This window comes from Pseudescherichia vulneris (genome assembly GCF_902164725.1).
Taxonomy (GTDB): domain Bacteria; phylum Pseudomonadota; class Gammaproteobacteria; order Enterobacterales; family Enterobacteriaceae; genus Pseudescherichia; species Pseudescherichia vulneris.
Genome location: NZ_LR607338.1, coordinates 4,141,371 through 4,152,946 on the forward strand (window position 1 = coordinate 4,141,371; position 11,576 = coordinate 4,152,946).

The window sequence follows — 11,576 nt, forward strand, 5'->3', positions numbered from 1 at the left end:
AGCGCCGCCCGGCGTTTACCGTTAAGCGCTTACGCCGCTTTTCTCTTCGCTGTCGAAGGCAAAAAGCCCTCCAGCACGATCAACGCTGCCCCAATACAGATAGCCGTATCGGCGAGGTTGAAGGTCGCGAAGTGCCAGTCGCCGACGTAGAAGTCGATCATATCGACCACGAAGCCGTGCCACAGGCGGTCAAACAGATTGCCCAGCGCACCGCCAATAATCAGCGCGTAGGCAATGTTGTTCAGCTTCTGCGAGGCCCTGGCGCGATACATCATCACCGCCAGCACCACGCAGATGCCGATGGCGATCCCTGCGAAGAACCAGCGCTGCCAGCCACCTTTATCGGCGAGGAAGCTAAACGCTGCGCCGTAGTTGCGCGCATAGTGCAGATTAAGCGACGGGAACAGCGAGACCGTCTCCCCCAGATTGAAATTCTGGAGGATCAGGAACTTGCTGCCCAGATCGATAATCAGCACGACTACCACCAGCCACAGCCAGCGTAGCCCTGTTGAAAAGATCGGTTTACTCATCAGGCAAACTTACGTTTTTCGCCGTCACCGGCGACGTTAACCACACAGCGTCCGCAAATTTCTGCGTGTTCCGCCACCTTACCGACGTCGGTCGTGTAGTGCCAGCAGCGCTGACACTTCTCACCTTCGGCCTTGCTCAGCGTCACCTTCAGTCCTTTGAGCAGCTCGCTCTGCAGGGCTTCGGTCGGCGCGTTAGTATAGTCTTCAACCTTGGCACCGGAGGTCAACAGGATGAATCGTAATTCATCGCCCAGCGCCGTCAGCTTCGCCGCCAGCTCAGGCTCTGCATAGAGCGTCACCGCCGCCTCCAGCGAACCGCCTACCTTCTTGTCGGCACGCGCCTGCTCGATCACTTTGTTCACCTCGCCGCGCACCTTCAGCAGCTCGCTCCAGTAAGCATCGTTCATGGCTTCTGTTTCGGCCAGGCCGAACAGGCCTTCATACCACTCACCGGTAAAGACATACTGCTCGCGCTCGCCCGGCAGGTAACCCCAGATCTCATCGGCCGTAAAGGACATGATCGGTGCCATCCAGCGCACCAGCGCCTCGGCAATGTGATACAGCGCGGTCTGGCAGCTGCGACGGGCAACGCTGTCGGCTTTCGCGGTGTACTGACGATCCTTGATGATGTCGAGGTAGAACGAGCCCATTTCGATAGAGCAGAAGCGCATCAGGCGCTGCACCACTTCATGGAAGTCGTAAGACTCGTACGCCTTGAGGATGTCCTCTTGTGCGGCCTGGGCACAGCCCACCGCCCAACGATCCAGCACCACCATCTCTTCCGGTTTCACCATGTCTTTTGCCGGATCGAAACCGTTGAGGTTCGCCAGCAGGAAGCGCGCGGTGTTACGGATACGACGATAGCTGTCGGCGGCACGCTTAAGGATCTCATCCGATACCGCCATCTCGCCGGTGTAGTCCGTCGAGGCCACCCACAGACGCAGAATATCCGCGCCCAGCTTGTTCATGACGTCCTGCGGCGAGACGGTGTTGCCGATGGATTTCGACATCTTGCGCCCCTGACCGTCCACGGTGAAGCCGTGGGTCAGCACCTGGCGATACGGCGCTTTGCCTTTCATGGCGGTGGAGATCATCAGAGAGGACATGAACCAGCCGCGATGCTGGTCAGAGCCTTCCAGATACATATCTGCTGCATGACCGGCAAACTCAGGGCGCACGTCCACGACCGAGGAGTGGGTAGAGCCGGAGTCGAACCAGACGTCGAGGGTATCCGGCACCTTCACGTAGTTATCGGCGTCGTCACCCATGATGTCGCGCGGGTCGAGATCCCACCACGCCTGGATGCCGTCCTCTTCTACGCGTTTCGCTACCGCTTCGATCAGCTCCTGCGTGCGCGGATGCAGCGCTTCGGTATCCTTATGCACGAACAGCGACATCGGGACGCCCCAGGTACGCTGACGAGAGATACACCAGTCAGGACGGTTGGCAACCATCGACTCGATACGTGCCTGGCCCCAATCCGGGATCCACTGCACGCCTTTGATCTCTTTCAGAGACTGCTCGCGCAGACCTTTCTGATCCATGCTGATAAACCACTGCGGCGTGGCGCGGAAGATGATTGGCGTTTTGTGACGCCAGCAGCACGGATAGCTGTGAACCAGCTTCTCCAGATGCAGCAGCGCGCCCTTCTCCGTCAGCAGTTCGGTGATGATGTTGTTCGCTTTGAAGACGTTAACGCCATCCAGCGTCGGGTAGGTTCCCGGCAGATAGCAGCCGTCCGGGCCCACCGGGTTTGCGGTTTCGAGGCCATATTTCTGACCGATTACGTAGTCGTCCGGGCCGTGGCCAGGGGCGGTATGCACTGCACCGGTACCGGCGTCGAGGGTCACGTGGTCGCCGAGGATTGCCGGCACGTCGAAGCCCATAAACGGATGGGTAAAGCGCATCAGTTCCAGCTCGCTGCCTTTTACCGTACCGAGGATACTGTACTCTGCCACGCCGATGCGCTTCATCACGCTCTCGACCAGATCTTTGGCAAGGATCAGCGCCTGGCCGTCGATCTGCACCAGCGCATACTCGAACTCAGGCGACAGGGAGATAGCGCGGTTCGCTGGCAGCGTCCACGGGGTCGTGGTCCAGATCACCAGCGAGATCGGACCGCTAACGCCCGGCAGGCCAAACTTGGCTTTTACTGCATCCTGGTCGACGGCCTGGAAAGCCACGTCGATAGACGGAGAGGTTTTGTCATAGTACTCCACCTCTGCCTCTGCCAGCGCAGAGCGGCAGTCAACGCACCAGTGCACCGGCTTCGCGCCTTTGTGCAGGTGGCCGTTGCCGATGATCTTGCCCAGCGCACGAATGATATTGGCTTCGGTTTTGAAATCCATGGTCAGGTACGGATGCGCCCAGTCGCCCAGCACGCCCAGACGGATAAAGTCCTCGCGCTGGCCGTTAACCTGCGCGGCAGCGTACTCGCGGCACTTGGCGCGGAACTCGGCGGCGGTGAACTTTTCACCCGGCTTGCCGTACTCTTGCTCAACCTTCAGTTCAATCGGCAGACCGTGACAGTCCCAGCCCGGCACGTAAGGCGAATCGAAGCCCGTCAGCCCTTTGGACTTAACGATAATGTCTTTCAGAATCTTGTTAACCGAGTGACCGATATGAATGCTGCCATTCGCATAAGGAGGGCCATCATGCAGAATGAAGGTTTTTTTGCCTTTTTTCGCGGCACGGATGATGCCGTACAGGTCATCATCGTTCCAACGCGCCAGCATTCCCGGTTCGCGTTTGGCGAGATCGCCACGCATCGGGAACCCTGTTTCCGGCAAATTCAGGGTTGATTTAAAGTCACTCATCAGATTCTCGGTTCCGTAATTAAAAACGTGTTTAGCCATTACGCCAGGTTTGATAACCCAAATAACTCGCGGGCGGTTAATTCATCGTTGGCGATTTGCGCCTTCAGCTCATCCAGCGAGGCAAATCGCTTTTCGCTGCGGATCTTTTTTCGCAGCACTACTTCTATATGGCGGCCATAAAGGTCCATTACAACGTCCAGCAGATGCACTTCCAGCTGCTGACGTACCCCTTTGACCGTGGGGCGGGTACCAATATTGGCCACGCCGGGCAGCGGTTTATCGCCCAGACCTATCACTTCCACCGCATAGACCCCTTTTACCGGGGAGACCTGACGGCGCAGCGGAACGTTCGCCGTCGGGAAGCCAATGGTGCGTCCCAGCGCATCGCCGTGCACGACGCGGCCGGAGATAGAGAACGGATGCCCTAGCAGGCTCTCGGCCAGCGGCAGGTCGTCATCCGCCAGCGCCTGGCGCACCGCCGTACTGCTGATACGCACGCCGTCTTCGCAGAAGGTTTGGGTGCTGGTGACGTCAAAGCCGTACTCCAGACCAGCCTTCTGTAATAACAAGAAATCACCCTGCCGACCAGCACCAAAGCGGAAATCGTCGCCGACGGCAAGAAAGCGCACGCCCAGGCGATCCACCAGCAGGTCGCTGACAAAGTTTTGCGCCGTCAGGGCAGCAAAGCGGCGATCGAAGCGCACGCAGAGGACGTAATCGACGCCGCACTCGGCCAGATAGCGCAGCTTTTCACGCAGGCGCGTCAGACGGGCCGGGGCTTTATCGCCAGCAAACAGCTCCAGCGGCTGCGGTTCAAAAATCATCACGACCACCGGCAGGCCGCGTTTGCGCCCTTCAGCGATCAGGCCGCGCAGCAACGACTGATGCCCCCGGTGCACGCCGTCGAAATTACCAATAGTCAGCACACACCCTTGCGGGGCCTGGCTGAGATTATGTGTGCCGCGTATCAGCTTCATGTCTGGCTCAAAACAGTGAAAATCGTCCGAGTATACCTTGTACAGCGTTTAAGGTTAACCGGCGATTGGCCTTGTAAAACAGAAAGCGCCAAGGATTTCATTGCGCTGTCTGCCTACCTAAAGAAAAAGTCGTGTTTCACAGTGATTTTTGTCATAGAAAGGCTGTATTCATGACCAGCAAGCTGGTAGAATCTTGCCCCATCACACGTAACGAGCGTCGCAACGTAGCGCCGCTTATTTGCACAAATCCATTGACAAAAGAAGGCTGAAAGGGCATATTCCTCGGCCTTTGAATTGTCCACATAGATCATATTTGGGAGTTGGACCTTGGCTAATATCAAATCAGCTAAGAAGCGCGCCGTTCAGTCTGAAAAGGCACGCAAGCACAACGCAAGCCGTCGCTCTATGATGCGTACTTTCATCAAGAAAGTATACGCAGCGATTGAAGCTGGCGACAAAGCAGCTGCACAGAAAGCATTTAACGAAATGCAACCGATCGTGGATCGTCAGGCCGCTAAAGGTCTGGTCCACAAAAACAAAGCAGCGCGCCATAAGGCTAACCTGACCGCGCAGATCAACAAACTGGCTTAATCGCCCGTCTGCTGAGCTTTGTTAAAAAAACCCGCCAAGGCGGGTTTTTTTACGTCTGGACTATGCCGCTGGCGTACTAAAACGTACTCTTAGCAGCAGATAGCCAATCACCGCCGACAGCAGCGAGCCGGTCAGAATGCCCAGCTTCGCCCAGTCCACCAGCTCAGGATCGATGCCGTCAAACGCCAGGTTAGTGATGAAGATGGACATCGTAAAGCCGATGCCGCACAGCACACCAATAGCCATGATCTGATTGAAGGCCGTTCCATGAGGCAGTTTCGCCAGCTTCAACCGCAGCGCCAGCCAGGTAAAGAGCGTAATGCCCAGCGGCTTGCCGATAAGCAGGCCGGCAATAATCCCCAGCGGCAGCATCGAGGCCAGCCCGCTCAACGTCACACCCTGCAATGGCACGCCCGCATTGGCAAAGGCAAACAGCGGCAGGATAAGCCAACCTACCCACGGATGAAGCACATGCTCCAGCTGGCGGGAAGGCGATACGCCCTCTTCTTTGCTCAGCGGGATAAAGAACCCGAGGATCACCCCGGCGATAGTGGCATGCACGCCCGACTTCAATACCGCCGTCCAGAGAACCAGCCCCACCAGAATATAGAGCCCGGTGCGACGAACGTTAAGGGCGTTCATTATCGCCAATACCACGACTGCAAGCGCGGCGACGCCCAGCGAGACCATCGACAGATCGCTGGTGTAGAACAGGGCAATAATCACGATAGCACCCAGGTCATCGATAATCGCCAGCGCCATCAGGAAGATCTTCAGCGCAGGCGGAATACGGCTGCCCAGCAGCGCCAGCACGCCCAGCGCAAAGGCGATATCGGTCGCGGTAGGGATCGCCCAGCCGTGGCTGACCACGGGGTCGTGCGCGTTAAACGCCAGGAAAATCAGTGCCGGGACCACCATCCCCCCTACTGCGGCGATGACCGGGAATATCGCCTGATGAAAACTGGCTAACGCCCCCTGGATTAGCTCGCGCTTTACCTCCAGCCCAATCAGCAGGAAGAAGACGGCCATCAGCGCATCGTTGATGAACAGCAGCATGTTCTTATTAATATCGAGGGCACCGGCCCTAAACTGCACCGGCAGGTCGAGAAAGGCACGGTAGGCCTCTTGAGTCGCGCCCAGATTGGCGCAAAGCATAGCCAGCAGGGCAGCAACGATCAACGTCACGCCCCCGGACGCATCGCTGTTAATAAAGCGGCGCAAATGTTTCACAACGGCTCCTTCTATATAATTTACTCATCGTCTGAAGGAGTTTAACCGTCTGGATCGCCAGGGAACAGAAATAATGAAAAAGCCCGGGAGTTATCCCAGGCTTTCGTGAAAATTGACAGACGCCAGCGATTAACGCGTCAGGTCATCAAAGAACTTCTTTACGCCGTCGAAAAAGCTTTTGGAGCGCGGGCTGTTATGTTCACCCGTCGGGCCACCGAAGCTCTCCTGAAGATCCTTCAGCAGCTGCTTCTGCTTCTCGTTGAGGCCCACCGGCGTCTCAACGACGACCCGGCACAGCAAATCGCCCTGCGCACCGCCGCGCACCGACTTCACGCCTTTACCGCGCATGCGGAACAGCTTGCCGGTCTGGGTTTCACTTGGGACCTTGAGGTTAACGCGACCGTCCAGCGTCGGGACCTCAATCTCACCGCCCAGCGCCGCCATGGCAAAGTTGATCGGCACTTCACAGTAGAGGTTGTTGCCTTCACGCTCGAAAATCGGGTGCTGCTTCACCTGCACCTGAACGTACAGATCGCCTGCCGGTGCACCGTGCTCCCCTGCTTCGCCCTCGCCGGTGAGACGAATACGGTCGCCGGTATCGACGCCTGCCGGGATCTTCACGGACAGGGTTTTGCTCTTCTCAACGCGGCCATGGCCGTGGCACTTGTTGCACGGATCTTTGATCAGCGTACCGCGTCCCTGACAGTGCGGACAGGTCTGCTGTACTGCAAAAAAGCCCTGGCGCATCTGCACCTGGCCGGAGCCGTGACAGGTCGGACAGGTCTGTGGCTGAGTACCGACTTTCGCGCCGCTGCCGTGACAGATATCGCACTCTTCCAGCGTCGGGATACGGATCTCTTTAGTGACGCCACGTACGGCCTCTTCCAGCGTCAGTTCCATGTTGTAGCGCAGATCGGCCCCGCGCGACGCGCGCTGGCGACCACGACCGCCGCCAAAGATATCGCCAAATACATCGCCAAAGATATCGCTAAAGTCAGCGCCGCCGCCGCCAAAACCGCCGCCACCGCCCATGCCGCCCTGCTCAAATGCCGCGTGACCATACTGATCGTAGGCCGCACGTTTTTGCGCATCGGTCAGGACTTCATACGCTTCTTTAATCTCTTTAAATTTGGCTTCGGCCTCTTTATCGCCCTGGTTGCGGTCCGGGTGGAACTTCATTGCCAGACGCTTATAGGCCTTTTTGATTTCACGCTCTTCCGCACTTTTCGGAACGCCTAAAATCTCGTAATAGTCTTGCTTTGCCATTTGTTTATCTGCCCCTAACATGCGAGCACGGGCGGAGAGGAAACCTCTACGCCCGTGCTGGTTTTCTACCCTACATCAGGGCGATTATTTTTTGTCTTTAACTTCTTCGAACTCGGCGTCGACCACGTCGTCGTCTTTCGCGTTGTTCGCAGAAGCGTCAGCGCCGCCTGCCTGCTGCTGGGCGTGCTGCTGCTGAGCAATTTCCATCAGCTTCTGGGAAACCTGTGCCAGCGCCTGCATTTTCGCTTCGATATCGGCTTTGTCTTCACCTTTCAGTGAGGTTTCCAGCGCGCTCAGCGCAGACTCGATAGCGGTTTTGTCGTCAGCCGGCAGCTGATCGCCTGCTTCCGTAACCTGCTTACGGGTGCTGTGCAGCAGATGGTCACCCTGGTTGCGGGTCTGTACCAGCTCTTCAAACTTACGGTCAGACTCGGCGTTAGCTTCCGCATCCTGAACCATTTTCTGGATCTCATCTTCGTTGAGGCCAGAAGAGGCTTTGATGGTGATCTTCTGCTCTTTACCGCTGTTTTTGTCTTTCGCGGAAACGTGCAGAATACCGTCGGCGTCGATGTCGAAGGTCACTTCGATCTGCGGCATGCCGCGCGGTGCCGGGTTAATACCGTCGAGGTTGAACTGGCCCAGCGATTTGTTATCGCCTGCACGTTTACGCTCACCCTGCAGCACATGGATGGTGACCGCAGACTGGTTATCTTCCGCAGTAGAGAACACCTGGCTGTGCTTGGTCGGGATAGTGGTATTCTTGTTAATCAACGCGGTCATCACGCCGCCCATGGTTTCGATACCCAGGGAGAGCGGAGTCACGTCGAGCAGCAGAACATCTTTCACATCACCGGTCAGCACGCCGCCCTGAACAGCAGCACCGATAGCTACGGCTTCGTCCGGGTTAACGTCTTTACGCGGCTCTTTGCCAAAGAACTCAGCAACTTTCTTCTGCACCATCGGCATACGGGTCTGGCCACCGACCAGGATCACGTCCTGCACGTCGGAGACGGAGAGGCCCGCATCCTGCAGCGCAACTTTCAGCGGCTCGATAGAACGGTTTACCAGGTCTTCGACCAGGCTTTCCAGTTTCGCACGGGTCACTTTGATGTTCATGTGTTTCGGACCGGTCGCGTCTGCGGTGATGTACGGCAGGTTCACGTCGGTCTGCTGGGCAGAGGAGAGCTCGATTTTTGCTTTCTCTGCGGCTTCTTTCAGGCGCTGCATCGCCAGCGGGTCGTTACGCAGGTCGATGCCCTGATCTTTCTTAAACTCTTCAACGAGGTAGTTGATCATACGGCTGTCGAAGTCTTCACCACCCAGGTGGGTATCACCGTTGGTTGCCAGCACTTCGAAGGTTTTCTCACCGTCAACTTCGTCGATTTCGATAATAGAGATATCGAAGGTACCGCCGCCGAGGTCGTATACGGCGATAGTGCGGTTGCCCACTTCTTTATCCAGACCGTAGGCCAGTGCCGCTGCGGTCGGTTCGTTGATGATACGTTTCACTTCCAGACCGGCGATACGGCCAGCGTCTTTGGTTGCCTGACGCTGAGCATCGTTGAAGTAAGCCGGTACGGTAATAACCGCTTCAGTCACTGGCTCACCCAGGTAATCTTCAGCCGTTTTCTTCATTTTTTTCAGCACTTCGGCAGAGATCTGCGGCGGTGCCATTTTTTGGCCTTTTACATCAATCCATGCGTCGCCGTTGTCGGCTGCAATGATTTTGTACGGCATGATGGCTTCATCACGCTGTACTTCTTCGTCCTGGAAGCGGCGACCGATCAGGCGTTTAATCGCAAACAGGGTGTTTTGCGGGTTTGTCACTGCCTGACGTTTAGCCGGCTGGCCTACCAGAGTTTCACCATCCTGGGTATAGGCAATGATCGACGGCGTGGTGCGATCGCCTTCGGCGTTCTCCAGCACACGTGCAGTGGTGCCATCCATAATCGCTACACAAGAGTTGGTAGTACCCAGGTCGATACCAATAATTTTACCCATCTAAACGTCTCCACTAAAAATTTGTTCATCATGTGGTTGTGAATCTGTAATAAGGGCAAATGATACGGTTTCAACTGCCCCGAACTGTTTTTTTTCAGACTCACCACTTCGGTTGACTACAAGATGGGGACGTAACGCAACGCATCAAGGGGCGCGCGAGAAAATTTTTTTGTCTGCCTGCCTGGATCACCGCAATGCATTCACTGCCGTGATTAAAATCAACGAATCATTCACTGAAAAACTGTAATAAAAAGAAAATATTAGTTGCATGAACCTTTCCATTTACAGGGGTATTATAGTGGCTGACTAAAGATGGTTTAACCGAGTAAGAGAACATGATGAAAACCTTATTATCCCTTGCGACCGCCCTGGCACTGGGCATGCTGCTGACCAGTACGGCGCAGGCAAACGATCATAAAGTGATGGGCGTCATTGCTATGCCAAGAAACGAGACCAGCGATTTAGCGCTAAAGATGCCGGTTTGCCGCGTAGTAAAGCGCATCCAGCTTACCGCCGATCACGGTGATATCGACCTGAGTGGCGCATCCGTTTACTTCAAAACCGCAAAAAGCGCCAGCCAGAGCCTGAGTGTGCCCTCTTCACTGAAAGAGGGACAGACTACCGACTGGATCAATATCAATAGCGATAACGACAATAAGCGCTGTGTGGCAAAAATCACCTTCTCTGGTCATACGGTGAACTCCTCTGATATGGCAACGCTAAAAATCATTGGCGATGACTGATCCTCGCCGTTTCTTTTATGGGACATAACACACCATGAACGTCAGATACCTAAACGACGAAGATTTGGATTTTCTTCAGCATTGCCGCGAGGATCAACTGGCCGAGCTGACGCGTCTGCTTACCCATAACGATAAGGGAAAGGCGCGGCTGTCAGGTACCCTACAGCATAACGAGCTATTCAGAGCGATGGAGGGCCATCCCGAGCAGCACCGCTGCAACTGGCAGCTGATTGCCGGTGAGCTACAGCATTATGGTGGTGACAGCATTGCCAATAAGCTACGTGGGCACGGCAAGCTGTATCGCACCATTTTGCTGGACGTGGCGAAACGGTTAAAGCTCAAGGCAAAAAAAGAGAGCTCTACCTTTGAGATTGAACAGGATCTGCTGGCGCACTTTCTGCGTAACGCCTGGCAGAAGATGGATGCCGATCAGCAGCAGGCGTTTCTGCAGGAGGTTGAGGCAAAAGTCACTGAGCTTGAGGAGCTACTGCCGTTGCTGCTTGAGGATCCGGCGCTGGCGAAAGGGGTTTCCCATCTGCTTGCTAGCCAGCTTACCCGCATTCTGCGTACCCATGCCGCCGTTAGCGTCCTCGGCCACGGGCTGGTGCGTGGCGCTGGCCTTGGCGGCCCGTTGGGCGCTGCGTTAAACGGTGTGAAAGCCGTAAGCGGCAGCGCCTATCGCGTTACCATTCCCGCCGTACTGCACATTGCCTGTCTGCGCCGGATAACCGCCGCGGCGCAAGCCTGATCCCCCTGCCAAAAATATATTTCATTTCACCCTGTTCAGATCATAGACAGGGTGATTGCCGCTCATTATGATGCCGCGCCCCGCCCCCACTATCTGCTGGCGGGGCCTTTACTTTCACCATTTTTATGATGATTTTTTGGGGATTTATGGGCGACACTAAGTTGGCTAATCCGGCTCCGCTGGGCTTAATGGGCTTCGGCATGACCACTATTCTGCTTAACCTGCACAATATTGGCATGTTCCCGCTGGATGGCGTTATCCTGGCAATGGGCATCTTCTACGGCGGCATCGCGCAAATTTTTGCCGGGCTGCTGGAATATAAAAAAGGCAATACCTTTGGCTTAACCGCCTTTACCTCTTACGGCTCCTTCTGGCTCACGCTGGTGGCGATCCTGATTATGCCCAAAATGGGTCTGGCGGATGCCGCTAACGCGCATTTCCTCGGCGTCTACCTGGGGATCTGGGGCGTATTCACCCTGTTTATGTTCTTCGGTACCCTGAAAGGCGCACGCATGCTGCAGTTCGTGTTCCTGAGCCTGACGGTGCTGTTTGCGCTGCTGTGCATCGGGCACCTGGCAGACAACGAAAGCATCGTTCACATGGCAGGCTGGGTTGGTCTGGTCTGCGGCGCTAGCGCGATCTATCTGGCAATGGGTGAAGTGCTGAACGAGCAG

At 56.0% G+C, this 11,576-nt stretch carries 10 protein-coding genes and 1 pseudogene; 4 read left to right on the forward strand and 7 right to left on the reverse strand.

Annotated elements, in window-relative coordinates:
• Positions 1-29 precede the first annotated feature (29 nt).
• The 4 genes and pseudogenes from lspA to FN633_RS18545 all read right to left on the reverse strand — a co-directional run bounded on the left by lspA (position 30) and on the right by FN633_RS18545 (position 4,571).
• The gene (lspA, locus tag FN633_RS17205; RefSeq protein WP_154058566.1) at positions 30-530 is read right to left on the reverse strand and encodes a signal peptidase II; all 501 of its coding nucleotides are present in this window, start codon (positions 528-530) and stop codon (positions 30-32) included.
• The gene (ileS, locus tag FN633_RS17210; protein WP_154058567.1) at positions 530-3,346 is read right to left on the reverse strand and encodes an isoleucine--tRNA ligase; all 2,817 of its coding nucleotides are present in this window, start codon (positions 3,344-3,346) and stop codon (positions 530-532) included. Before ileS ends, lspA begins: the two co-directional genes overlap by 1 nt.
• Positions 3,347-3,384: 38 nt before the next feature.
• Entirely contained in the window at positions 3,385-4,323 is a 939-nt protein-coding gene (gene ribF, locus FN633_RS17215) for a bifunctional riboflavin kinase/FAD synthetase (RefSeq protein ID WP_154058568.1), read from the reverse strand.
• Positions 4,324-4,330: 7 nt separating this feature from the next.
• Positions 4,331-4,571 (reverse strand): annotated as a pseudogene (locus tag FN633_RS18545) (DUF2575 domain-containing protein).
• Positions 4,572-4,650: 79 nt separating this feature from the next.
• Between FN633_RS18545 and rpsT the strand changes: the two are divergent.
• Complete coding sequence (gene rpsT / locus FN633_RS17230; protein ID WP_042388178.1) at positions 4,651-4,914, forward strand: 30S ribosomal protein S20; 264 nt, start codon at positions 4,651-4,653, stop codon at positions 4,912-4,914.
• A 60-nt stretch (positions 4,915-4,974) separates the two neighbouring features.
• Here rpsT and nhaA read toward each other — a convergent pair whose 3' ends face one another.
• From nhaA to dnaK, 3 genes are all read right to left on the reverse strand, one after another.
• Positions 4,975-6,144 carry a Na+/H+ antiporter NhaA gene (nhaA, locus tag FN633_RS17235; protein ID WP_154058570.1) on the reverse strand — a complete coding sequence of 390 codons (1,170 nt, stop codon included), beginning with the start codon at positions 6,142-6,144 and terminating at the stop codon, positions 4,975-4,977.
• Between the two features lie 129 nt (positions 6,145-6,273).
• Positions 6,274-7,410 (reverse strand): molecular chaperone DnaJ, encoded by a 1,137-nt coding sequence (dnaJ, locus tag FN633_RS17240; protein WP_154058571.1) that lies wholly within the window; start codon positions 7,408-7,410, stop codon positions 6,274-6,276.
• An 84-nt stretch (positions 7,411-7,494) separates the two neighbouring features.
• A complete protein-coding gene (dnaK, locus tag FN633_RS17245) occupies positions 7,495-9,411 on the reverse strand; it encodes a molecular chaperone DnaK (RefSeq protein ID WP_042388184.1) in 1,917 nt (638 codons plus the stop codon).
• Positions 9,412-9,749: 338 nt separating this feature from the next.
• Between dnaK and FN633_RS17250 the strand changes: the two genes are divergently transcribed.
• From FN633_RS17250 to satP, 3 genes are all read left to right on the forward strand, one after another.
• On the forward strand, positions 9,750-10,154 hold the full coding sequence (locus tag FN633_RS17250) for a DUF2541 family protein (RefSeq protein ID WP_154058572.1): 405 nt from the start codon (positions 9,750-9,752) through the stop codon (positions 10,152-10,154).
• Positions 10,155-10,188: 34 nt separating this feature from the next.
• Entirely contained in the window at positions 10,189-10,902 is a 714-nt protein-coding gene (gene msyB / locus FN633_RS17255) for an acidic protein MsyB (RefSeq protein ID WP_154058573.1), read from the forward strand.
• Positions 10,903-11,048: 146 nt separating this feature from the next.
• Positions 11,049-11,576 (forward strand): acetate uptake transporter (satP, locus tag FN633_RS17260; protein ID WP_154058979.1); only part of this gene is annotated, 528 nt, incomplete at its 3' end.

Excerpts from the sequence above, each read along its gene's own strand:
- lspA (WP_154058566.1), bottom strand. The coding sequence starts at position 530 with ATGAGTAAACCGATCTTTTCAACAGGGCTACGCTGGCTGTGGCTGGTG.
- ileS (WP_154058567.1), bottom strand. The coding sequence starts at position 3,346 with ATGAGTGACTTTAAATCAACCCTGAATTTGCCGGAAACAGGGTTCCCG.
- ribF (WP_154058568.1), bottom strand. The coding sequence starts at position 4,323 with ATGAAGCTGATACGCGGCACACATAATCTCAGCCAGGCCCCGCAAGGG.
- dnaJ (WP_154058571.1), bottom strand. The coding sequence starts at position 7,410 with ATGGCAAAGCAAGACTATTACGAGATTTTAGGCGTTCCGAAAAGTGCG.
- dnaK (WP_042388184.1), bottom strand. The coding sequence starts at position 9,411 with ATGGGTAAAATTATTGGTATCGACCTGGGTACTACCAACTCTTGTGTA.
- FN633_RS17250 (WP_154058572.1), top strand. The coding sequence starts at position 9,750 with ATGAAAACCTTATTATCCCTTGCGACCGCCCTGGCACTGGGCATGCTG.
- msyB (WP_154058573.1), top strand. The coding sequence starts at position 10,189 with ATGAACGTCAGATACCTAAACGACGAAGATTTGGATTTTCTTCAGCAT.